Below are 20,741 nucleotides of genomic sequence, written 5' to 3' on the forward strand. Positions count from 1 at the left end.
CGCCGCCTCAGCCGAGCTTCGTGCCGGTCGAGGACAGGTGCTGGCAGGCCTCGACGACACGCGCCGCCATGCCGGCCTCGGCCGCCTTGCCCCACGAGCGGGGGTCGTACTTCTTCTTGTCGCCGACCTCGCCGTCGACCTTGAGCACGCCGTCGTAGTTGCGGAACATGTGGTCGGCCGCCGGGCGCGTGAAGGCGTACTGGGTGTCGGTGTCGATGTTCATCTTGATGACGCCGTACGAGACCGCCTCGGCGATCTCCTCCGCCGTCGAGCCGGAGCCGCCGTGGAAGACGAAGTCGAACGCGCGCGCGATGCCGTACTTCTCCTGGACCGCCTTCTGGGCGGCGTCGAGGACGGCGGGCCGCAGCTTGACGTTGCCCGGCTTGTAGACGCCGTGGACGTTGCCGAAGGTGAGCGCCGTGAGATAGCGGCCCTTCTCACCCGTGCCGAGCGCGGCGACGGTGGCGAGCGCGTCCCCCGGAGTCGTGTAGAGCTTGTCGTCGATCGCGCCGACGATGCCGTCTTCCTCGCCGCCGACGACACCGACCTCGATCTCGAGGATGACGTTGGCCGCGGCGCACGCGGCGAGCAGCTCCTCGGCGATCTGGAGGTTCTCGTCGAGCGGCACGGCCGAGCCGTCCCACATGTGCGACTGGAAGTAGGGCAGACCGCTCTGCTTCACGCGCTCGGTGGACGCGGCGAGCAGCGGACGGACGAAGCCGTCGAGCTTGTTCTCGGGGCAGTGGTCGGTGTGGAGCGCGACGTTCACCGGGTACTTCTTGGCGACCTCGTGCGCGTACGCGGCGAACGCCAACGAGCCGGTGACCATGTCCTTGACGGTCGGCCCGGAGAGGTACTCGGCGCCGCCGGTCGAGACCTGGATGATGCCGTCGCTCTCGGCCTCGGCGAATCCGGCGAGCGCGGCGTTGAGCGTCTGGGACGAGCTGACGTTGATCGCGGGGTAGGCGAACGCGTCGCGCTTCGCCTTGTCGAGCATCTCGGCGTAGACCTCGGGCGTTGCGACGGGCATGGATGACTCCTCATCGAGCTCGGCTGTGCAGTTCGTGGGGCGGTGAGTTCATGACCCACGCAGTGGGGCCATTATCGCAGGGGCGCGCCGAGCGTCGACACCGCGGCGCGTGCGGCCTGCTGGACGGGGTCCCAGACCGAGGCGAACGGCGGCGCGTAGCCGAGATCAGTCATCATCAGGTCGTCGACGGTCATCTCGTTCCACAGGGCGAGCGCGAACGAGTCGATCCGCAGGGCCGCTCCCTCTCGCCCGACGATCTGGGCGCCCAGGAGCCGCCGGCTCGGACGGTCGGCGACGACCTTGACCGTCAGCGGGCGGGCGTTCGGCATGTATCCGGCGCTCGTCGTCGCCTCGATCGTGACCGCGACGGGCGTGAAGCCCGCGTCGGAGGCGTCCTGCTCCCCCAGCCCCGTACGCGCGATCTCGAGCGTGACGACCTTCGTCATGGCGGTGCCGACGACGCCCGGGAAGGTGACGTCGGACCCGGCGAGATTGCGGCCGGCGACCCACCCCTGCTTGTTGGCGTGCGTGCCGAGCGGGACGTAGACCTGGCGCCCGCTCACCCGGTGGCGCGACTCGACGCAGTCGCCGGCGGCCCAGACGTGCCGGTCGGCGTCGAGCATCCCGCGGGCGTCGACAGGCAGCGCGCTCTTGACCCCGGTCGGCAGACCCGCGCCCGCGGCGAGCTCCGTCCGGGCCCGTACTCCGGCGCCGAGGATCACGAGATCGGTCTCGATCGTGCCGTGGTCGGTCACCACCGCCCGTACGCGGCCGTCGACGTCGGACTCGAAGCCCGTCACCGTGACGGGCGCGCGGACGTCGATGCCGTCCGTGCGCATCTCGGTCGCGATCTGCGCGCCGAGCTCGGCGTCGATCGTCGGCATCGGGGTCGGGTGGCTGCCGACGACGACGGTCTCGAGGCCGCGACGCACGCATGCCTCGGCCATCTCGACGCCGATGTATCCGGCGCCCACGATGACGACGTGCTTCGGGTCCTTCTCGAGCGCGTCGAGCACGCGGCGGCCGTCGGCAAGCGTCTGCACCCCATGGATGCCGTCGGCGTCGACGCCCGGGACGTCGGGGCGTACGGGCTCGGCGCCGGTGGCGATCAGGAGCTCGTCGTACGCGAACGTCTCCGTACCCTCAGGCGTCCGCGCGACGACCTTGCCGGCATCGAGGTCGAGCTCGATCGCCGTCGTCTCCGTACGGACGTCGATGCCGTTGGCGCGGTGCTGCTCGGGCGTACGGGCGACGAGGTCGTCGAGCGTGGCGACGTCGCCGGCGACCCAGTACGGGATGCCGCACGCGGAGTACGACGTCCAGGGCTGGCGCTCGAGGACGACGACGTCGAGCGCGTCTTTGAGCGCGCGCTTCGCGGTGGACGCCGCTGACATCCCGGCGGCGTCACCTCCGACCACGACAAGTCTGCGGGGCATGGGTCGAGCCTAGGCGTCGCCGGCGGTGAGCCCTCGTTGGAAGGCTGGTGGTTGCGGTGCTCGCTGCCGGAATGTCCGGTCAGGACCTTCTGCCAGGACAGATCCCGAGCTGTCGCGCCAAGCGTCCCGCCGGCCAGCCGGCCAGCCGCCCGAGCAGAGCAGCTGCCGCGAAGCGGGGATCCCAGTCGTGGTCCGCCAGCTCCTGGGCGCCCTCGCTGTAGAGCCGGTCAACGTTGGGGCCGTGCGAGGCCGCAACGACGAGCGCGGAGGTCGCCGGCATCTCTGGGATCGCGCCGGTGGCGATCGCGCCACGCGATCAGTTTGAGGACGACCTGCGCCTCCAGGGTCGGGACGGCGATTCGTCCTGCGTGACGCAGCCGCACGACGTCTGCGTTCGCATAGGCCTCAGTGAAGCCCAGCACTGTCATCACGTAGTCATTGGCCCACCCGATGGTGCGGTCCGCACGCTCGACCGCTCTCCCTGCGGAGGTCGCTCGACTCCAGCCGCGAGGTCTCTTGACGGTTCATGCGTTCGGAATAGCCCATTGTTCATGGTTTCTGAACAGACTTGAATCCTGAACAGACCTGAACGCTCAGCCCGAGATCTCCGCGTGCTGCAGGACCCAGGAGTGCATCGCGACGGCGGCCGCGGCGCCGACGTTGATCGAGCGCGTTGAGCCGAACTGCGTGATCTCCAGCACGGCATCGGCCGCCGCGAGCATCTCCTCCGACAGCCCTGGCCCTTCCTGGCCGAACACCAGGGCGCATGCGCGCGGCAGCACGGCGCGCTCGATCGGGCGCGACCGCTCCACGTTGTCGATCGCGACCAGCGGCAGCCCTTCCGTACGGGCCCATGCCACGAAGTCCTCGACCGTCGGATGGTGGCGCACGTGCTGATAGCGGTCCGTCACCATCGCGCCCCGACGGTTCCAGCGACGTCGCCCCACGACGTGCACCTCCGCGGCAAGGAAGGCGTTGGCGGTACGGACAATCGAGCCGATGTTGTGGTCGTGCTGCCAGTTCTCGACGACGACGTGGAACGGGTGCCGGCGCGTGTCGAGGTCGGCGACGATCGCCTCAACCGTCCAGTAACGATAGGCGTCGACCACGTTGCGCCGGTCGCCGTCACGCAGCAGCTCGACGTCGAACCGCGGATCGTCGGGCCACTCCCCCTCCCAGGGGCCGACTCCGACCTCGGTCTCGTGCGCCTCGTCACCGTCCACGGGGCGAGCGTACGGGTCTCGACAGAGCTCGACCGGCGGGAGGCGGGCTCGACCGGCGGGAGGCGGGCTCGACCGGCGGGAGGTCTCGACAGGCTCGACCGGCGCAGGCCAGTGCTCGACCAGCGGAGGACCGGCGAGCCGGACCGCGGGCGCTTGCCCACGCGGCGTACGCTCGTCCCGCTATGTCTGGACTCCCCGGACCGGCAGGCAACGTCCGACCGGTCGTGATTGCACACCGCGGCGCCTCCGGCTATCGCCCGGAGCACACGCTCGCGTCGTACCTCCTCAGCGTCGCGCTCGGCGCCGACGTCATCGAGCCCGACCTCGTCAGCACCGCCGACGGCGTCCTGGTCGCCCGCCACGAAAACGAGATCGGCGGCACCACCGACGTCGCCGCCCACCCCGAGTTCGCCGGCCGCCGGACCACCAGGCGCGTCGACGGCCGCGAGGTGACCGGCTGGTTCACCGAGGACTTCACGCTCGCCGAGCTCAAGACGCTGCGCGCCCGCGAACGGATCCCGCAACTGCGCCCGAGCAACACCTCGTACGACGGCTGGTACGAGGTGCCGACACTCGACGAGATCCTCGGGCTCGCCGAGATGGCGTCGTACCAGTTCGGGCGACGCGTCGGCGTCGTGCCCGAGCTCAAGACGTCCACGTACTTCCGCGAGCGCGACCTGCCGCTCGAAGAGCCGCTCCTGCGGGCCGTGCGCGAATGGGGACTCGACGCCGCCGACTCCGGGTTCGCCGTGCAGTCGTTCGAGGTCGCGAACCTTCAGCGGCTGGCCGCGGACTCGCGGCTGCGACTCGTCCAGCTGGTCGAGCCGGTGGGTGCCCCGTACGACCGTGTGCGCGCGGGCGACCCGCTTACGTACGCCGAGATGGTGCGCCCCACGGGTCTGGCGCGGGTCGCCGAGTACGCGCACGTGCTCGGCGCGCCGAAAGACCTGCTGCTCCCCCGGACGCCGGCAGGCGAGCTCGGGTCACCCAGCGGCCTCACCGGCGACGCACACGCGGCCGGCCTCGAGGTGTACGTCTGGACGGTCCGGCGCGAGAACGCCTTCCTACCCGTCGACCTGCGCTCCAGCGAGATCGGCGGCGACGCCGGAGACGTACGCCGGGAGCTCGACGCGCTGCTCGCGCTCGGCGTGGACGGGATGTTCGCCGACCAGCCGGACGTCGCCGTCGAGGCCGTCGCGGCGCGGGTGGCGCGCTACAGCCCGAGGTCGGTCTTCGAGATCGCGAAGCGGTAGTCGAGGCCCTCGGCGCGCACGCGGTCGGCCGCGTCGGTCTCGCGGTCCACGATCACGGCGACGGCGACGACCTCCGCACCGGCCTCGCGCAGCGCCTCGACGGCAGTGAGCACCGAGCCACCGGTGGTGGAGGTGTCCTCGACGGCGACGACCCGCCGACCGGCGACGTCGGGCCCCTCGATCCGGCGCTGGAGCCCGTGGGCCTTCTCGGCCTTGCGGACCACGAACGCGTCGAGCGCCCGTCCCTGCGCCGCGGCCTGGTGGAGCATCGCCGCTGCGACGGGGTCGGCGCCCATCGTGAGCCCGCCGACCGCGTCGTACTCGAGGTCGCCGAGCAGGTCGAGCATTACGCGTCCGACCAGCGGTGCTGCCTCGTGGTCGAGCGTCACCCGGCGCAGATCGACGTAGTAGTCGGCCTCCTTGCCCGAGGAGAGCGTGACCTTGCCGTGAATGACGGCCTTGTCCTTGACCTGGTCGATGAGGGCGTCGCGATCGCTCATGGCTCGAGGGTATCGAGCCGCTGGCGCCTACTTCGCGACGGCCGACGCCAGCTCGCCGAAGACCACCGACCGCGCGTCGGTGTGGAACAGCTCCGAGCACGTGACGAGGGTGATCAACCGCTCGGTCGGCACCCCGCCCGGCTCCCCGGGCACCGGGTCGAGCACCCACCCTCAGAGAAGTCGAGCTCGCGGTCCGTCCCGTCGTCGCGCAGGACGTACGTGAAAACGTGCGTGCGTGTCTCGACGATGACCTCGTCGCCCTTGCGCAGCCCGAGGAAGTGGCGGAACGGCTCGCCGTGCGTGACCCGATGTCCGCTCGCACGCGTGGACGGCGCGCCTGCCGGTCTCCGCCCTCACCCGACGACTCGCGCCCCACCCGAGGGCGCGACTCGTCAGGGAGCAGGTGCTGGGGCGCGATCGTCGCGGCGTACCGGTGCCCCGCGTACGCCCGTGGGCTGCGAAGCACGTGGTGGCGCCTAGAGTCGGGACGGTGAAGACCAGCAGCGCACGCGTCGCCGGACTCGGCACGACCATCTTCGCCGAGATGTCGGCGCTCGCCGTCCGTACGGGCGCGGTCAACCTGGGCCAGGGCTTCCCCGACACCGACGGTCCGAGCGACGTGATCGACGTGGCGGTCGAGGCGATGCGCGCCGGCGCCAACCAGTATCCGCCGGGCCTCGGGGTCCCCGCGCTGCGCGAGGCGATCGCGGCGCACCAGCGGCGCTGGTACGGGATCGTTCTCGATCCCGAGACCCAGATCGCGGTGTCGACCGGGGCGACCGAAGCGATCGCGGCGGCGATCCTCGGCCTGGTCGACCCCGGCGACGAGGTGGTCGTCCTCGAGCCGTACTACGACTCGTACGTGGCGGTCCTGGAGTTTGCCGGGGGCATCCGCAAACCGGTCACGCTGCGTGCTCCCGACTTCCGGCTCGACCTCGACGCGCTGCGCGCCGCCGTCGGTCCACGCACGACGGCGATGCTGATCAACAGCCCGCACAACCCGACCGGGATGGTGCTGAACGCCGAGGAGCGCGAAGCGATCCGCGACCTCGCCGTCGCGCACGACCTCGTGGTGATCACCGACGAGGTGTACGAGCACCTCACCTTCGACGGGGTCGCGCACGTGCCGCTGGCGACGCTGCCCGGCATGGGCGAGCGGACGTTGACGATCTCCAGCGCCGGCAAGTCGTTCTCGTTCACCGGCTGGAAGATCGGCTGGCTGAGCGGGCCTGCCGCGCTCGTCCGGGCGGCCGTCGGAGCGAAGCAGTTCCTCACCTACACTTCCGGCGCGCCGTTCCAGCCCGCGATCGCGCACGCGCTCGGGCACGACGCGGCGTACTTCGAAGGGTTCGCGGCGACGCTGCAGGCGCGGCGCGACCAGCTCTGCGCCGGGCTAACCGAGATCGGCTTCACGACATACGTGCCGCAGGGGACCTACTTCGCGACGACCGACATCCGCCCGCTCGGCTACGACGACGGCATCGCGTTCTGCCGCGCGCTGCCCGAGCTCGCAGGCGTCGTCGCGGTGCCGACGCAGGTGTTCTACGACGACGAGGACGCGGGTCGTCCCCTCGTACGGTGGGCGTTCTGCAAGCAGGAGCCGGTGATCGCCGAGGCCCTGAGCCGCCTGGACGCCCTCCGCGTCCGCGTGGTGAAAGCAACCTGACCGAATTCGGCAGCAAGAAGGGTCAGGTTCCTTTCACAACGCGGAGAAGGCGTGACGCCCCGCGCGAGCGCCCCTAGCGTCCCCTCATGCGCGCTGCCCTCCGCCGTCTGCTCGTTCCCCTGGCCTCCCCAGAACCCCGCGACCACCACCACGGGCACCGCGACGATGCACGGCGACTCGGCGTCCAGCGACACGACCCCGTACGCAGGTCCGGGCACCGGATCGGTCGCGCTCTGCACCGCGACCTTCGACCGGACGCCGACGGTCCACCTGCTCGACCCGGCGAACGGCAAGAGCCTCGCCTCGCTGCCGCTGACGAAGGGAAGCCTCTTCGGCGGCGTGTACGCCTACCTGGACCACGAGGACCGGCTCGTCGTGGTCGACGGCGACAAGAACCTGCTGCGGATCGGCCACCACCGCGACGGCAGCACGTGGCGCCTCACAGTCGACGAGTCGAGTCCGCTCGCGTCGGCGCTGCCGGCCGGGGCGGCCGTCGTCGGACTCTCCCCGGGCTGGGACCACGAGGTGTGGATCGCTGCGAGCGACGGCACCGTCGGTACGGTCGCCGAGGACGGGACCGTACGGACGATCGCCCTCGGCGAGGCCGTCCAGAACAGCATCTCCACCGTCGAGGGCCGCACCGCCGTCGTCACGGAGCATGCGCTGTACGTCCTCTCCGCACGCGCCGACGGCACACCCGAGGTGCGGTGGCGTGCCCCGTACGCCCGTGGTCCGGGCCGCAAGCCCGGCCAGCTCAGCTGGGGCAGCGGCGCGACGCCGACGTTCTTCGGTCCGCGCCAGGGCACCGAGTACGCGACGATGACCGACAACGCCGCCCCGCACTCGCGACTGCTCGTCTATCCCGCGAACAGCGGCACCGAGGACTCGCCGATCGCGTCGGGGCGCAGCGTCTTCGTCACCAACACCTTCGGCTACCCCTATCCGGCCCTTCCGGACGGCGCGCCAGCGAGCGTGCCGTCGTCAGGGTCGTTTACCGGGGGCATGACCCGCGTCGACGTGCGCGCCGACGAGTCCGGCTGCGACGTCGTCTGGGAGTCCGACGTGAAGTCGGCCGCGCTCCCCCGAACTCTCGCTCGGAGACGACCTGACCTACACCGTCACCGTCAGCGGGCCCACCGACATCGTCGGGAGCCACACGTTCGCCGCGTACTCGTACGCGGTCGTCGACCCTCACACGGGCCGCGTCGTGAAGACGTCGCTGCTCGGCCTCGGGCTGCTCTTCAACCCCCTGCAGATGACCGGCACGACGGGACGCGACGGGACGCTCTACCAGGGGACGGAGACCGGCGTCGTGCACGTACGCCGCAGCTGACGAGTCACCACGCGTCTCGCGCCCTGCGCCGTCGTACCAGGAGCGAGGCGAGCACACCTGCACCGAGCACGAACGAGGCAGTCGGGACGACGTCGGCGACGCGGGACGGAGGCGACGCTCCGTCCCGCCCGGCGGCCACCGCGGATCGTGCCTCGTCAGGCCGCTGCGCGAGATCGGACGAGGGATATGCCACGACCTCGCATGCGTTGGTCGCGAAGTCTTCGCTCGTCCCGACCAGGTAGCGCTCACCCGGCTCCAGCTCTGCGTCGATCGAGCTCGTGGCGGCCCTCCACGAGAACGGCCATGGCGGTGCCTCCTGTCCGGACAGGACCCACACCTCCGGTGCAAGGTCCGGGCCCTTCCAGACCTCTTCGACCGCGAGCCGCGTGAAGCCGCGCTCAGTCTCCGCTGCGACGCCGACGAAGACCACAGGCGCTCTCGTCGGAGCGTTCACGGCACAGATCGCATGGGCAGGAGCCGCAGACGCGACCAGCGCGGCGAACCCGAGACCCGCAGCAACGACGAGCGACCTCACGGGCGCGCCTGGGCGGCAGCCTCCATCTCCTTCGCCGGGGCGAACGTGCGGGCGACGAAGAGGATGGACGGCACGAGGACGAGCGGCACGACGTAGATCCACCGGAGCGCGCCCTCGGTGGCGAGCACCCCGATGAGTCCGGCGCCGATGATGTTGCCCAGATAGTTGAAGAGGTTGAGGCGGGCGATCGCGACGTCGGCGTCGGAGCCGGGCAGGTTGCCGGCCGCGGCGAACGCGAGCGGGATGATCACCGGGAGGCCGAGGCCCATCAGGCCGAACGCGGCGATCGCCAGTGCCGGGGTCGGCGCCACGACGACGAGTGCGAGCGCGACGATGCCGACCACGGTCCCCGCGCGGACGACGGCGACCGCGCCGAACCGGACGACGAACCGGTCACCCGCCAGCCGGGAGATGACGGCACCGACCTGGTAGGCCGCATAACCGAGCGGCGCGACCGACTTCGCGGCGTCGAGGGCGTCGTGGAGGTAGATAGTGCTCCAGCTCATCACCGACGTGTCGGCCAGGTAGAAGACCACGACGACGAGCCCGAGCGCGACGAGCGGGCGCCACGGCACGTGCAGCGGCGGACGCTCCACCTCCGAAACCTCGCTCGCCTCGTGCTCGACGGCCGGACGCACCAGGTAAGGGGAGAGCACCAGGGTGGCTGCCACGCCGACCACTCCGACAGCCACCAGCGACGGCATCAGCCCGATCTCGAGCTTGGCGCAGGCGGCGGCGTATAGGGCTCCGACGATCGCACCGATGCTCCACATCCCGTGGAAGCTGGTCATGATGCTGCGGCCGTACAGCCTCTGGACGGTCACACCCTGCATGTTCGTCGAGGCGTCCGTTGCACCCACACCGATCCCGTACACGGCGAACGCCGCGTACATCGCCGGCTTGGACTCGGCGAACCCGATCACGACCACCATCACGCTGATCGTCAGCAGCGCGAGTCGCAGAGCGAGCGCGCTCGAGCGGCGCACCGCGATCCGTTCGGCCAGCAGCGACCCGCCGCCGGCGATGACCGAGGTCAGCAGCAGGAGGAGCGTGACGTCGCCCTCAGTGACGCCACGCTCGTCCTGGAAGTCGGGCAGCCTAGACAGGATCGTGACGAGGACCGCCGCCTGGAGGAAGAAGCCGACCGAGGTCGCGAGTCGCGCCCGCCGTGCCACAGCATCAGGGGGTTGCGTGATCTTGGACACACGCCCAGTATGTGCCCATGACCGGAGCAGAGGCCAGGGTTTCGACGAGCTCAACCGGCGAGACCGGTGACTTCTGGTGGGGCGCCGCGACCGCGTCGTACCAGGTCGAGGGCGCCGTGGACGAGGACGGACGAGGCCCCAGCATCTGGGACACCTTCAGCGCCGAGGCCGGTCGGATCGCGGACGGCTCGTCGGGCGCGGTCGCCTGCGACTCGTACCACCGGTGGCGCGAGGACCTCGACCTGCTCAGCGGTCTCGGCGCGAACGCCTACCGGTTTTCGATCGCCTGGCCCCGCGTCCAGCCGACCGGATCCGGCCAGGTCAACGCCGCGGGGCTGGCGTACTACGACCGCCTCGTCGACGGCCTGCTCGCACGCGGCATCGCGCCGTTCGCCACCCTCTTCCACTGGGACCTCCCGCAGCCGCTGCAGGACGCCGGCGGGTGGATGGTGCGCGACACGGCGCAGCGGTTCGCCGAGTACGCGGCCGTGATCGCGGAGGCGCTCGGTGACCGGGTGGCTGCCTGGGGAACGCTCAACGAGCCGTTCGTGCACATGGCGCTGGGCTATGCGTTCGGCAGTCACGCGCCGGGCGAGACGCTGCTGCTCGACGCGTTCGCCGCGGGGCACCACCAGCTGCTCGGGCACGGGCTTGCGACGCAGGCGTTGCGGGCGGGGTCTCGACAGGGCTCGACCGGCGGATGGGGCTCGACCGGCGGATGGGGCTCGACCGGCGGACAGGGCTCGACCGGCTCACCGCCGGTGATGCTGGTGAACAACCTGACCCCCGTACGCGCCGCGTCGCCGTCGACGGAGGATGCCGCCGCGGCGGCGGTGTACGACGCGTTCCACAACCGGATGTTCCTCGACACCGTGCTGCGGGGTACCTATCCCGACGAGCTCGCCGACGCAGCCGAGAGGGTCGTGCACGACGGCGACCTCGCGACCATCGCGCAACCGCTCGACCTGCTCGGCGTGAACTACTACAACCCCACGCTCGTGAGAGCGCCCGGCCCGGACAACCCGCTGCCGTTCGAGCTCGTGCCGATCGAGGGCTATCCGCTGACCGGCTTCGGGTGGCCGGTGGTGCCCGAGGGCCTGACCGACCTCCTGACCGGACTACGCCAGACGTATGGCGAGGCGCTGCCGCCGGTAGTGGTCACCGAGAACGGATGCTCCTACCCCGACGAGCCCGGGCCCGACGGCACGGTCGACGACGCGGCACGGATCGCGTACCTCGACAGCCACATCGCGGCGGTCGGCGCCGCCCGTGAGGCAGGTGTCGACGTGCGCGGCTACCTGGCATGGTCGCTGCTCGACAACTTCGAGTGGGCAGAGGGCTACACGCAGCGCTTCGGGATCACGCGCGTCGACTTCGCGACGGGCGAGCGCACCCCGAAGGCCTCGTACGAGTGGTTCCGCGAGCGGATCGCCCGAGGCTGGTGAGGGCAGCCCGGTCGGTCAGGAGGCGAAGAGGCGGTCCGGACCGAATTGGAACCAGATCGTCGCGATCACCGCGACGTACCAGAGCAGCACGATCAGCAGCGACCAGTTGGACACGAGCTTGGTGAAGCCTGACGCCGGCGCCCAAGACCGGAGGTTGCGCGCGGTCACCATGACGAAGAGCGGGATCGTGACCGTCCAGACGACCATGCAGTAGGGGCAGAGCTTCACGAGAGTGAAGATGCTCGTGTACTGGAGGAAGGTGATGAGGCCGATCGCGAACACGACGCCGACCTGCAGGCCGCCCCACATCCACTCCGGCAGGCGGGTGCCCGACAGGAGCAGCACGCCGAGCGTCACGACGACGGCGAATCCGACGAGGCCGAGGAACGTGTTGGGGAACCCGAAGAGCGACGACTGCGAGCTCGAGACGACACCGCCGCAGTCGACCCACGGGTTGAGCGTGCAGGCGAGCTGGCTGTCGGGGTTCTGCAAGAGCTTGATCTTGTCGTAGGTCAGGACGCCCGAGGCGATCAGGCCGATCCCTCCACCCACGACCATCAGCCACGCCAGCACGCTGCGGACGCCGGTCGCCTCCACAGCACCGTCTCGGGGAGCCACCTGCTCGTCGATGTCGATCACGAAGCCATCGTAGGCGGGCAGTCCCACCCCGCGGGGCCGGACGTCGTGATGCGTCTCACCACCGGGCAAGGAAACATGGAGTCACCGAGACCTCGTTGTCTGGTTGTAGGCGATTTGCGCCGCGCGAACGTGGGGAGGGAGCGCATGAGCACCAAGGAACGAACCCCGTGGCCGATGATGGCCGGGCTGGTGACGACCACAGGAGCAGCGGCAATCACGCTCCTGCTGTCGGGGACGGGTCTTCCCGACGTTCTCGTCGTCCCGGTGCTGGTCGTCCTCCTCGCCACCATGGTCGGCGGTCTCGTCGCCGACTTCCTCGTACGCCGTGACGAGCGGCGGACCATCGCCACCCAGCGACGCTGGCTGGCGGGACTCGGCAAGGACCTGCCGACGTACCGGCACCGCGTCGACGACCGGGAGCGGGTGCTGTTCAGCTGGGAGAGCAGCTGGTATCAGCCGCTCGGGACGCTGTTCCTCGTAGCACTGGCGGCCGCGCTCGTCCCGTTCAACCTGATCTTGCCGCTGGCGCCGCGCGCCGGCGTCGAAGCGCTCGTCACTGCCTGGGTGGCCGCCTCGCTGCTGCTGACCGGCGCGCTGGTCGTACGGACGGTGGCCGCGGCACGCAAGGACAGCCGTGGGCTCCTGCTCCCGGGCCCGGCAGTGCCGTGGACCCCGGCGTCTCCTGTGGCGCCGCGCGATCCCGCCAAGCTCGCCGCCGAGGAGAACGCCGCGAGGTATCTGGTCGTCGAGGAGGACGCATCACCGCAGGAGCACCTCTCACGGGAGATCGAGCGGATGACGTCGATCCTCGACAGCCCCGAAGCACCGCAGCCCGTGCTGCCCGTGCCCGCCGATTGGATGCCGCGGCCTCCCGCGCCGCCTGAGGCGCCCGAAGCGACCAAGCCCGAGCCCGAGCAGCCGTCCACGCCGTCCACGCCCGAGACTCCCCCGGCACCGCCGACGGAAGACAGGCCCGAGGGCGAGCTCGACAAGCTCGCCAGGCTCTTCCACAGCGCCGCCTGAGCTCAGGGGCTACTTGGGCTCCTCGGAGTCGTCGGCACCCTGCTCCATCTCGTATCCACGCTCCCACTTCGCACGGGCCTCGGCTGCTGCGGCATCCTCGGCGTCTTGCGCGGTCCGTAGCGCGACCAGCGCCGACGCGACCGCGCCCGACTCCGCGATCTCGTACGGCGTGCCGCCGATGGTGACCTCCGGGACGATCGGGGCGACCGCCCGCGCGAAGTCCTGCAGAGCCTGACCGAGCCCAGACCCGTTCGGGCCGAGGTGGAACGAGCCCACGGAGAGCACCGTGCCGCCGGGGAGGGACTCGAGCCTCTTGTCGAGCACCTCATACCCGATCTCGTGCTTGTCGAGCACGCCGAGCAGCGCCTCCGCGCCGTTCTCGGTGACGGCGACCTCCACCGTCTGCGTCCCGGCCAGCCCGCCGCTGATCCGCAGCTCGACGCCGGTCGATGCCGTCATCGCCGTCCCCTCTCGTCCCCCGTCACGTTCCGTTCATCATGGCGCGGGCGGCCGTACCCCGCCATCGCGCGAACGTCCTGCTCAGCCGTCGCCGGTGGGCCCGAACCGCTCGGTGCGCACCCGGCGTGGGTCGTGGCCCAACGCGACCAGCATGTCGGCGACGGTCTCGACGAACCCCGTGGGGCCGCAGACATAGCAGGTGGGCGCGAAGTCCGGTGGCCACCCGCCGGTGTTGACGTCGGCGACGGTGAGGCGCCCCGCCGGCCGCGGAGCACCCTCCGGCGCCTCACGCGTGTAGGCGATCGTGACGTCGAGTCCCGGATCGGGCGCGCGGAGCTCCCGGCGGTAGAACTGCTCGGCACGTGAGCGTACGGAGTAGATCAGCCGGAACGGCGCCTTGCTGCCGGCGTCACGACGGGCCCGGATCATCGCCATCAGCGGCACGACGCCAGAGCCGCCAGCGACCAGCAGGACGGGCTCGGTCTGCTCGGGCCGCCACACGAACCACCCTCCGATCGGTCCGCGCAGCTCAAGCTCGGCGCCGACCTCGATGTCGTCGACGAGGAACGGCGAGACCTCTCCCCCCTCGATCGCCTGCACGGTGATCTCGGCCCGGTCGAGGTCACCGACGCGCGCGAGCGAGTATTCACGGTCGGCGGTGTAGCCGTCCTCGGCGGTCAGCCGGACCTCCACCCGCTGCCCGGCGACGGCCTGATGGTCACCGTCGACGTGCAGCAGCAGCGTCGCCGCCGTCGGTGTCTCCTCGCGGCGCGCCAGCACCACGGCACGACGCCACGGCATCCCCGCCATCAGTAGCCCGCGTAGCGTTGCTCGCGCCACGGATCGCCGTAGTCGTGGTAGCCCGCGCGCTCCCAGAAGCCGGGCTCGTTCGTGCTCATCAGCTCCAGGCCGCGCACCCACTTGGCCGACTTCCAGAAGTACAGGTGCGGGACGAGCAGTCGTGCGGGTCCGCCGTGCTCGGGCCGCAGCGGCGCGCCGTCGTACGCGAACGCCACCCACGCCTGCCCGTCGCGCAGGTCGGCGAGCGGCAGGTTGGTCGTGTAGCCGCCGTACGAGTGGGCCATCGCGTACGCGGCCTGCGTGTCTACGCCGTCGAGCAGCAGGTCGACGCTGACACCGCGCCAGCGCGTGCCGAGCTTGGACCACTTCGTGACGCAGTGCAGGTCGACGGTCACGTCCTCGGCCGGCATCGCCCGCAGCTCGTCCCAGCTCCACCGGCGTTGTAACCCGGTCTCCGTCGTCACCGTGAACGACCACGCACCCGGTGCGATCTGCGGCGTCGGCCCCGCCGAGAGCACAGGGAACCCGTGCTCGAGGTACTGACCGGGCGGCAGCACGACCTCATCGCGGTCGCGGCGTCCGCGAAAGCCTCGCGTGACGATTCCCATCGCCGTCTCCCTCCGCCCAGGGTCCGAGCGTAGGGCGGTGGCGGTCGCGACGCACGAGGGCGCGCGTCAGCTGTTGCGCAAGGCCGAGATCAGCTCGCCCTTGGTCATCGACGACCGGCCGTCGATCCCGATCTCCTTCGCACGCGCGTACAGGTCGGACTTGGACCAGTCGTCGTAGTCGCCCGCCTTGCCGCCCTTGCGCCCCACTTTCGCGCGCCCCTGCGCTGCGGCGGCGTTCGCGATGCGCGCCGACTTCTGCTTCGAGTTGCCTTCGTCGCGCAGCTCCTCGTACAGGTCCTTGTCCTTGACGCTCGGTCCCGGCGACTTGCGACCCGGCATGGTGCTCCCCTCTCGTACGGGCTCTCCGCTTCCCGATACCCGCACGACCGGTCACCCATGCGCACACTGGTGCTCGTGACCACCGTGCTGGCCGACCTCGACTCCGCCGCAGCGCGCGCCCGCGCCCTCGTACGCGACGGCGGGCGTCTGCTCGGCGTCGCCGGACCGCCCGGTGCAGGCAAGTCGTGGCTGGTCGAGGCGGTCGTCGCGCGCAGCGTGGATCTCGCGGTGGCGCACGTGCCGATGGACGGCTTCCACCTTGCCGACGACTCGCTCGCACGGCTCGGGCTCCTCGACGTGAAGGGCGCACCAGCGACGTTCGACGTCGGCGGGTACGCGGCGGCGCTGCGCCGGATCGCGACGCGCGACGAGGATCTGGTCTACGTCCCGGGGTTCGCGCGCGACCTCGAGCAGCCGATCGCGGCGGCGCTCGCGGTCCCGCGGGAGGCAGGCCTCGTGCTCACGGAGGGCAACTACCTGCTGCTCGACGAGCCGGGGTGGCGCGACGTCCGGTCGCTGCTCGACGAGGTCTGGTACGTCGACGTCCCAGACCACCTGCGCGGACGACGGCTGGTCGCCCGGCACGTCGCGTTCGGGAAGTCGCCGGCGCAGGCCGAGGCGTGGGTACGTCGAAGCGACGAGGCGAACGCGAGGCTCGTCGCCGAGTCACGCGCCCGCGCCGATGTCCAGGTCCGGCTCGGCTGATCAGCTCTGGCGCTGCCGACGGATCAGGTTCGAGCCGATGATGAGGCGCTGGATCTCGCTGGTGCCCTCGTACAGGCGCAGCAGACGCACGTCGCGATAGATCCGCTCGACCGTGCTCTCACGCATGTAGCCCGACCCGCCGTGGACCTGGACGGCAAGGTCCGCGACACGGCCGGCCATCTCCGTGCAGTACAGCTTGGCCGCCGACGGAGCGATCCGACGATCCTCGCCGGACACGTACGCCCGCGCGGCCTCGCGGACCAGGCTGCGACCGGCCATCACGCCCGTCTGCTGGTCGGCGAGCATCGCCTGGACGAGCTGGAAGTCGCCGATCGGCGTCCCGCCCTGTGTCGCCGTCGCGGCGTACGAGACCGACTCGTCGAGCGCGCGCTGGGCCTGCCCGACGGCGAGCGCGGCGATGTGGACGCGGCCCTTGGCCAGCGAGGTCATCGCCGCCCGGTAGCCGACCTCGACCGCGCCGCCGACGAGTGCGTCGTCGTCGACGCGTACGTCGTCAAGGCGCACGTCGGCCGTCCACGCGCCCTCCTGGCCCATCTTCTTGTCGTGCGGGCCGACCGTCAGGCCTGGCGCGTCACCTGGCACGAGGAAGACGGCGATCTGCCCGTCGCCGTCGGCCCCGACGACCCGAGCGAACACCATGAAGAGGTCGGCGAGCGGGGCGTTCGTGATGAACCGCTTCTCGCCGGACAGCGCCCAGCCGCCCTCGACCCGTGCGGCACGGGTGCGCAGGCCGGCAGGGTTGGACCCGGCACCGGCCTCGGTCAGCGCGAACGACGCGACGACCTCGCCGCTCGCGATCCGCTCCAGCCAGGCCGCCTTCTGCGGGTCCGTGCCGAAGTTCACGAGAACCTGGCCGGCGATCCCGTTGTTGGTGCCGAACATCGAGCGGAAGGCCAGCGTCGTGTAGCCCAGCTCCATCGCCAGCTCGACCTCCTGGGTGAGGTCGAGGCCGAGGCCGCCCCACTCCTGGTCGATCGCGTAGCCGAACAGACCCATCTCCCGCGCCATCGCCCGCAGGTCGTCGGGGACCGCGTCGGACTCGACGATCTCGCGCTCGCGGGGAACGACCTCTTTGCGGACGAACTGACGCACCTGCTCGAGGACGTCGTCGAACTCCTCGGGACTCACCTGCTGGGTCATGACGCGATCATCGCCTGACACGGCGACGTGTGCCTAGAGATCACTCCCAGGCGATGCGCCGTCCGCTCACCTCGCTGGGCGTCAGCGCGATCCACAGGATCCGGCTGCCGTCGGCCCACGGCGTCGCCCGGTCGGGTCCCCACAGCTCGCTGAGGACCGCAGGATCGGTCTCGTGCTGGCCCGTCCCGCTCAGGAGCACCGACCATCCCGTCTGGTTGGGGTGGTCGATCATGTCCACCTCGAAGGCGATCGGCGTGTCGGTGACCGCCTGCGCCACGGCTCCGTACGGGGTGGTCCGGAACAGGACGCGGCCCTCGTGGACCTGGAAGTTGACGGGGAAGATCTGCGGCGTGCCGTGGTGGACGAACCCGACCCGTCCCACCTCCTGGTTCTGCAGCAGGTCCCAGCACTCCTCGGCCGACAGCTGGAGGAGCTGTCGGCGTGGTCCTCGGTCGTCGAGCGTGCTCATGGTCGTCCTCTCAGCTGGGGCGTTGCTTCGGGGCGTTGCGGCCGGTCATCGCAGGGTCGCGCACGACCACGTCCGCGAGGACGTCGTCGATCGCGTCCATGATCTCCGCGTCGAGCCGCACCCCGCTCGCGGCGACGTTGTCGCTCACCTGCTCGGGACGGGAGGCCCCGATGATGGCGGCCGAGACGTTGTCGTTCTGGAGCACCCACGCCACCGCCAGCTGTGCCATCGTCAGGCCGGCGTCGGCGGCGACGGGCGCAAGACGCGCGACACGCTCGAGCACGTCGTCGTTGAGCCAGCGGGCGATCGTGTCGGCGCCGCCCTTTGCGTCCGTCGCGCGAGAGCCCGGAGGCACGGGCTGGCCGGGCTGGTACTTGCCAGTGAGCACGCCCTGCGCGATCGGCGACCAGACGATCTGGCTGATGCCGAGCTCCTCGCTCGTCGGGATGACCTCCTCCTCGATCACCCGCCACAGCATCGAGTACTGCGGCTGGCTGGAGATGAGGGAGATGCGCAGCTCCTTCGCCAGGGCCGCACCGGCGCGGAGCTGGTCGGCGGTCCACTCCGAGACGCCGATGTAGAGCGCCTTGCCTGACCGTACGACGTCGGCGAAGGCCTGCATCGTCTCTTCCAGCGGCGTCTCCACGTCGTACCGATGCGCCTGGTAAAGGTCGACGTAGTCGGTGCCGAGGCGACGCAGCGACCCGTCGATCGACTCCATGATGTGCTTGCGGGAGAGGCCGGAGTCATTGGGACCGCCGGGGCCCGTCGGCCAGTAGACCTTGGTGAAGATCTCCAGGGACTCGCGGCGGACGCCGGCCAGCGCCGCCCCGAGGACGGACTCCGCCCTGGTGTTGGCGTAGACGTCCGCGGTGTCGAACGTCGTGATGCCTTCGTCCAGAGCACGGCGTACGCACTCGGTCGCGATGTCGGCCTCCACCTGGGAGCCGTGGGTGAGCCAGTTGCCGTAGGCGATCTCGCTGATCTTCAGACCACTGTCGCCGAGGTAGCGGAATTCCATGCACCCCACGTTAGTGCGACAAGCCCGATGGGGGGCCGGGGACGAGCACGGCCCGCGCAAGGCAGGATGTCGTCCGTGACGACGTTCGACGACGTACCCGAGGGCAGCACGACCGGCACCGCGCGCTGGACGACGCGGATCACGCTCGTGGTGCTCTGCGCGGTCGTCGTCGCCGGAGCCGCCGGGCTGTTCGGCGTCCGCAACCTGACGGCGACGACCGAGGAGGACGGCTGGACCCTGTCGGTCGACTACCCGCGACTCGCCCGCGCCGGGCTCGACACCCCGCTGTCGATCACGGTGTCGAACCCCGACGGTGTCGGTGAGGAGGTCGTCCTCGCGATCTCGCAGGAGTACCTCGAGATCTTCGAGCACCAAGGCATCTTCCCCGACCCCAGCGACTCGAGCACGGACGGAAAGCTCCTCTATCTCACCGTCGCCGCAGCACCAGGTGCCACCGAGGTGCGCATCGACTTCGACGTGTACATCCAGCCTTCCAGCCAACAGGGCGAGCAGGCGACCGTCTCGGTGGTCGACGACGGTCGACGGATCGCGTCGACCCGGATCCGTACGAGCCTGGTTCCCTGACCCCCGACAGAACGAGGACCCGCAGTGGAGATCGTCATCCGAGCGATCGTCGTCTTCGCGTTCCTGTGGCTCATCACACGGGCCGTGGGCCGCTCGACGCTCGGCGAGTTGAGCACGTTCGAGCTGGTGCTCTTCATCGTCATGGGCGACCTCATCCAGGGCGCGGTCACCCAGCAGGACTCCTCCGTCACGGGAGCCGTGCTCGCCGTCGGCACGTTCACCCTCTTGACGGTCGCGCTGTCCTGGCTTTCGTGGCGGTGGCCGCGGCGCCTGCGCTTCATCCGCGGCGAGCCGGTCGTGGTCCTTCGCGACGGAGAGCCGCGCATGAAGGTGCTCGCAGACCAGCGCCTGAGCCTGGCCGATCTGGTCACCTCCGCGCGCCAGCAGGGCGTACGGCGCCTGCGTGACGTCGAGATCGCTGTCCTGGAGACGGACGGCCGGATCTCGTTCTTCACGTACGAGGGCGAGGACGACGGCGCCCCGGAGAGCGGGCCTCAGGCTGCGTGACGTGCGGCGAGCCGCTCAGCCGTACGCCCCAGCGGCGAGCACCGCGGCGCCGATGATGCCCGCCGCGTTGCCGAGTCGCGCCGCGACGATCGGGGCCCGTAGGTGCAGGAGCGGAAGGTAGTGGTCGGCATGCTTGGCGACCCCTCCCCCGACGATGAAGAGGTCGGGCCACAACAGGTCCTCGACCCGCGCGAAGTACGTCTGCAACCGCGCGGCCCACTCCTCCCACGACAGGTCCTCGTTCTCGCGTGCCGCCGACGACGTCGACTTCTCCGCGTCCTCGCCGTCGATGCGCAGGTGGCCGAGCTCGCTGTTGGGGACGAGGACGCCGTCGCTGATGAGGGCGGTGCCGATGCCCGTCCCCAGTGTCGTCATGATCACCAGCCCGGAGGTCCCGCGACCCGCGCCGTACTCCAGCTCCCCGATGCCGGCGGCGTCGGCGTCGTTGGTGACGACGACGGGGCGGTCCAGGCGTCCGGTGAGCAGTCGTGCAGCGTCGGTCCCGATCCAGCTCCGGTCGATGTTGGCCGCCGTACGGACGAGGCCGCGGGTGACGACGGCCGGCACTGTGACCCCGACCGGCGCATCCTTGGCCGGCGCGAAGTGGTCGACGATCTCGGCGACCACCTCCGCCACGGCGTCCGGCGTCGACGGCTGCGGCGTTGCGATCCGCAGTCGGTCATCGGCGAACTCACCCTTCTTCAGGTCGACCGGAGCACCTTTGATGCCGCTGCCACCGATGTCGACCCCGAGAGGACGCGAATGCTTGGCCATGGCACCAACGTGCCATTACCCGGC

General features: G+C 70.7%; 23 protein-coding genes and 2 pseudogenes. 8 read left to right on the top strand and 17 right to left on the bottom strand.

Annotation, left to right across the window (positions count from 1 at the left end; translation table 11 throughout):
- Nucleotides 1-7: 7 nt before the first annotated feature.
- From fbaA to H4N58_RS18200, 3 genes are all read right to left on the bottom strand, one after another.
- Complete coding sequence (gene fbaA / locus H4N58_RS18190) at nucleotides 8-1,030, bottom strand: class II fructose-bisphosphate aldolase (RefSeq protein ID WP_167251357.1); 1,023 nt, start codon at nucleotides 1,028-1,030, stop codon at nucleotides 8-10.
- Between the two features lie 71 nt (nucleotides 1,031-1,101).
- A complete protein-coding gene (locus H4N58_RS18195) occupies nucleotides 1,102-2,466 on the bottom strand; it encodes an FAD-dependent oxidoreductase (protein WP_167251355.1) in 1,365 nt (454 codons plus the stop codon).
- A 593-nt stretch (nucleotides 2,467-3,059) separates the two neighbouring features.
- Entirely contained in the window at nucleotides 3,060-3,689 is a 630-nt protein-coding gene (locus H4N58_RS18200; protein WP_167006482.1) for an RNA methyltransferase, read from the bottom strand.
- A gap of 182 nt (nucleotides 3,690-3,871) precedes the next feature.
- On the opposite strand from H4N58_RS18200, the gene H4N58_RS18205 reads away from it, so the two are divergent.
- Nucleotides 3,872-4,942: a glycerophosphodiester phosphodiesterase gene (locus tag H4N58_RS18205; RefSeq protein WP_167006485.1), complete on the top strand. Its 1,071-nt coding sequence runs from the start codon at nucleotides 3,872-3,874 to the stop codon at nucleotides 4,940-4,942.
- On the opposite strand, the gene pyrE is transcribed toward H4N58_RS18205, so the two are convergent.
- From pyrE to H4N58_RS21010, 3 genes and pseudogenes are all read right to left on the bottom strand, one after another.
- The gene (pyrE, locus tag H4N58_RS18210; protein WP_167006488.1) at nucleotides 4,903-5,442 is read right to left on the bottom strand and encodes an orotate phosphoribosyltransferase; all 540 of its coding nucleotides are present in this window, start codon (nucleotides 5,440-5,442) and stop codon (nucleotides 4,903-4,905) included. The two genes, H4N58_RS18205 and pyrE, sit on opposite strands and share 40 nt — an antisense overlap.
- Before the next feature lie 27 nt (nucleotides 5,443-5,469).
- Nucleotides 5,470-5,607 (bottom strand): hypothetical protein, encoded by a 138-nt coding sequence (locus H4N58_RS18215; RefSeq protein ID WP_167251353.1) that lies wholly within the window; start codon nucleotides 5,605-5,607, stop codon nucleotides 5,470-5,472.
- Nucleotides 5,556-5,747 (bottom strand): annotated as a pseudogene (locus H4N58_RS21010) (hypothetical protein); the annotation flags it as partial. The gene H4N58_RS18215 and the pseudogene H4N58_RS21010, both read right to left, overlap by 52 nt.
- A 185-nt stretch (nucleotides 5,748-5,932) precedes the next feature.
- Between H4N58_RS21010 and H4N58_RS18220 the strand changes: the two are divergent.
- Entirely contained in the window at nucleotides 5,933-7,108 is a 1,176-nt protein-coding gene (locus tag H4N58_RS18220; protein ID WP_167251351.1) for a pyridoxal phosphate-dependent aminotransferase, read from the top strand.
- 51 nt (nucleotides 7,109-7,159) lie between these two features.
- The gene (locus H4N58_RS18225) at nucleotides 7,160-8,683 is read left to right on the top strand and encodes a hypothetical protein (protein WP_182397112.1); all 1,524 of its coding nucleotides are present in this window, start codon (nucleotides 7,160-7,162) and stop codon (nucleotides 8,681-8,683) included.
- A gap of 289 nt (nucleotides 8,684-8,972) precedes the next feature.
- On the opposite strand, the gene H4N58_RS20755 is transcribed toward H4N58_RS18225, so the two are convergent.
- On the bottom strand, nucleotides 8,973-9,869 hold the full coding sequence (locus H4N58_RS20755) for an MFS transporter (protein ID WP_347878349.1): 897 nt from the start codon (nucleotides 9,867-9,869) through the stop codon (nucleotides 8,973-8,975).
- Nucleotides 9,855-10,244: pseudogene (locus H4N58_RS20760) on the bottom strand (hypothetical protein); the annotation flags it as partial. The pseudogene H4N58_RS20760 and the gene H4N58_RS20755, both read right to left, overlap by 15 nt.
- Here H4N58_RS20760 and H4N58_RS18235 point away from each other — a divergent pair.
- On the top strand, nucleotides 10,199-11,626 hold the full coding sequence (locus H4N58_RS18235; RefSeq protein ID WP_167251345.1) for a glycoside hydrolase family 1 protein: 1,428 nt from the start codon (nucleotides 10,199-10,201) through the stop codon (nucleotides 11,624-11,626). The pseudogene H4N58_RS20760 and the gene H4N58_RS18235 overlap by 46 nt on opposite strands.
- A gap of 15 nt (nucleotides 11,627-11,641) precedes the next feature.
- Here H4N58_RS18235 and H4N58_RS18240 read toward each other — a convergent pair whose 3' ends face one another.
- Nucleotides 11,642-12,265: a vitamin K epoxide reductase family protein gene (locus H4N58_RS18240; RefSeq protein WP_167006504.1), complete on the bottom strand. Its 624-nt coding sequence runs from the start codon at nucleotides 12,263-12,265 to the stop codon at nucleotides 11,642-11,644.
- 144 nt (nucleotides 12,266-12,409) lie between these two features.
- Here H4N58_RS18240 and H4N58_RS18245 point away from each other — a divergent pair, with 144 nt between their 5' ends.
- Nucleotides 12,410-13,288, top strand: coding sequence for a hypothetical protein (locus H4N58_RS18245; protein ID WP_167006507.1), 879 nt, complete (start codon nucleotides 12,410-12,412; stop codon nucleotides 13,286-13,288).
- Nucleotides 13,289-13,297: 9 nt separating this feature from the next.
- On the opposite strand, the gene H4N58_RS18250 is transcribed toward H4N58_RS18245, so the two are convergent.
- The 4 genes from H4N58_RS18250 to H4N58_RS18265 all read right to left on the bottom strand — a co-directional run bounded on the left by H4N58_RS18250 (nucleotide 13,298) and on the right by H4N58_RS18265 (nucleotide 15,495).
- Nucleotides 13,298-13,747 (bottom strand): hypothetical protein, encoded by a 450-nt coding sequence (locus H4N58_RS18250; protein ID WP_167006510.1) that lies wholly within the window; start codon nucleotides 13,745-13,747, stop codon nucleotides 13,298-13,300.
- A gap of 81 nt (nucleotides 13,748-13,828) precedes the next feature.
- Nucleotides 13,829-14,557, bottom strand: a complete 729-nt coding sequence (locus H4N58_RS18255) for a ferredoxin reductase (protein WP_243845139.1) — start codon at nucleotides 14,555-14,557, stop codon at nucleotides 13,829-13,831.
- Nucleotides 14,557-15,156, bottom strand: a complete 600-nt coding sequence (locus H4N58_RS18260) for a sulfite oxidase-like oxidoreductase (protein WP_167251341.1) — start codon at nucleotides 15,154-15,156, stop codon at nucleotides 14,557-14,559. Before H4N58_RS18260 ends, H4N58_RS18255 begins: the two co-directional genes overlap by 1 nt.
- Nucleotides 15,157-15,222: 66 nt before the next feature.
- Nucleotides 15,223-15,495, bottom strand: a complete 273-nt coding sequence (locus H4N58_RS18265) for a Rho termination factor N-terminal domain-containing protein (RefSeq protein ID WP_167251339.1) — start codon at nucleotides 15,493-15,495, stop codon at nucleotides 15,223-15,225.
- 75 nt (nucleotides 15,496-15,570) lie between these two features.
- Here H4N58_RS18265 and H4N58_RS18270 point away from each other — a divergent pair, with 75 nt between their 5' ends.
- Nucleotides 15,571-16,200: a nucleoside/nucleotide kinase family protein gene (locus H4N58_RS18270; protein ID WP_243845138.1), complete on the top strand. Its 630-nt coding sequence runs from the start codon at nucleotides 15,571-15,573 to the stop codon at nucleotides 16,198-16,200.
- Here the strand turns inward: H4N58_RS18270 and H4N58_RS18275 are convergent, their stop codons facing one another.
- From H4N58_RS18275 to H4N58_RS18285, 3 genes are read right to left on the bottom strand one after another with little or no spacing between them, the layout of a single operon-like run.
- Nucleotides 16,201-17,361 carry an acyl-CoA dehydrogenase family protein gene (locus H4N58_RS18275; RefSeq protein WP_167251335.1) on the bottom strand — a complete coding sequence of 387 codons (1,161 nt, stop codon included), beginning with the start codon at nucleotides 17,359-17,361 and terminating at the stop codon, nucleotides 16,201-16,203. It lies immediately after the preceding gene.
- A 40-nt stretch (nucleotides 17,362-17,401) separates the two neighbouring features.
- A complete protein-coding gene (locus tag H4N58_RS18280; protein ID WP_167006528.1) occupies nucleotides 17,402-17,830 on the bottom strand; it encodes a pyridoxamine 5'-phosphate oxidase family protein in 429 nt (142 codons plus the stop codon).
- Nucleotides 17,831-17,840: 10 nt separating this feature from the next.
- Complete coding sequence (locus H4N58_RS18285; protein ID WP_167006531.1) at nucleotides 17,841-18,851, bottom strand: aldo/keto reductase family protein; 1,011 nt, start codon at nucleotides 18,849-18,851, stop codon at nucleotides 17,841-17,843.
- Between the two features lie 75 nt (nucleotides 18,852-18,926).
- Here H4N58_RS18285 and H4N58_RS18290 point away from each other — a divergent pair, with 75 nt between their 5' ends.
- Nucleotides 18,927-19,436 (top strand): hypothetical protein, encoded by a 510-nt coding sequence (locus tag H4N58_RS18290; RefSeq protein WP_167006534.1) that lies wholly within the window; start codon nucleotides 18,927-18,929, stop codon nucleotides 19,434-19,436.
- A gap of 24 nt (nucleotides 19,437-19,460) precedes the next feature.
- Nucleotides 19,461-19,943 carry a DUF421 domain-containing protein gene (locus tag H4N58_RS18295; protein ID WP_167006537.1) on the top strand — a complete coding sequence of 161 codons (483 nt, stop codon included), beginning with the start codon at nucleotides 19,461-19,463 and terminating at the stop codon, nucleotides 19,941-19,943.
- A gap of 15 nt (nucleotides 19,944-19,958) precedes the next feature.
- Here H4N58_RS18295 and ppgK read toward each other — a convergent pair whose 3' ends face one another.
- On the bottom strand, nucleotides 19,959-20,717 hold the full coding sequence (ppgK, locus tag H4N58_RS18300; RefSeq protein WP_167006540.1) for a polyphosphate--glucose phosphotransferase: 759 nt from the start codon (nucleotides 20,715-20,717) through the stop codon (nucleotides 19,959-19,961).
- Nucleotides 20,718-20,741 lie beyond the last annotated feature (24 nt).

The sequence above is a fragment of the Mumia sp. ZJ1417 genome, from assembly GCF_014127285.1.
Lineage (GTDB): Bacteria > Actinomycetota > Actinomycetes > Propionibacteriales > Nocardioidaceae > Mumia.

Excerpts from the sequence above, each read along its gene's own strand:
- H4N58_RS18250 (WP_167006510.1), bottom strand. The coding sequence starts at position 13,747 with ATGACGGCATCGACCGGCGTCGAGCTGCGGATCAGCGGCGGGCTGGCC.
- H4N58_RS18255 (WP_243845139.1), bottom strand. The coding sequence starts at position 14,557 with ATGGCGGGGATGCCGTGGCGTCGTGCCGTGGTGCTGGCGCGCCGCGAG.
- H4N58_RS18280 (WP_167006528.1), bottom strand. The coding sequence starts at position 17,830 with ATGAGCACGCTCGACGACCGAGGACCACGCCGACAGCTCCTCCAGCTG.
- H4N58_RS18285 (WP_167006531.1), bottom strand. The coding sequence starts at position 18,851 with ATGGAATTCCGCTACCTCGGCGACAGTGGTCTGAAGATCAGCGAGATC.
- H4N58_RS18205 (WP_167006485.1), top strand. The coding sequence starts at position 3,872 with ATGTCTGGACTCCCCGGACCGGCAGGCAACGTCCGACCGGTCGTGATT.
- H4N58_RS18195 (WP_167251355.1), bottom strand. The coding sequence starts at position 2,466 with ATGCCCCGCAGACTTGTCGTGGTCGGAGGTGACGCCGCCGGGATGTCA.
- H4N58_RS18235 (WP_167251345.1), top strand. The coding sequence starts at position 10,199 with ATGACCGGAGCAGAGGCCAGGGTTTCGACGAGCTCAACCGGCGAGACC.
- pyrE (WP_167006488.1), bottom strand. The coding sequence starts at position 5,442 with ATGAGCGATCGCGACGCCCTCATCGACCAGGTCAAGGACAAGGCCGTC.
- H4N58_RS18275 (WP_167251335.1), bottom strand. The coding sequence starts at position 17,361 with ATGACCCAGCAGGTGAGTCCCGAGGAGTTCGACGACGTCCTCGAGCAG.
- ppgK (WP_167006540.1), bottom strand. The coding sequence starts at position 20,717 with ATGGCCAAGCATTCGCGTCCTCTCGGGGTCGACATCGGTGGCAGCGGC.
- H4N58_RS18260 (WP_167251341.1), bottom strand. The coding sequence starts at position 15,156 with ATGGGAATCGTCACGCGAGGCTTTCGCGGACGCCGCGACCGCGATGAG.
- fbaA (WP_167251357.1), bottom strand. The coding sequence starts at position 1,030 with ATGCCCGTCGCAACGCCCGAGGTCTACGCCGAGATGCTCGACAAGGCG.
- H4N58_RS18265 (WP_167251339.1), bottom strand. The coding sequence starts at position 15,495 with ATGCCGGGTCGCAAGTCGCCGGGACCGAGCGTCAAGGACAAGGACCTG.
- H4N58_RS20755 (WP_347878349.1), bottom strand. The coding sequence starts at position 9,869 with ATGTACGCGGCGTTCGCCGTGTACGGGATCGGTGTGGGTGCAACGGAC.
- H4N58_RS18245 (WP_167006507.1), top strand. The coding sequence starts at position 12,410 with ATGAGCACCAAGGAACGAACCCCGTGGCCGATGATGGCCGGGCTGGTG.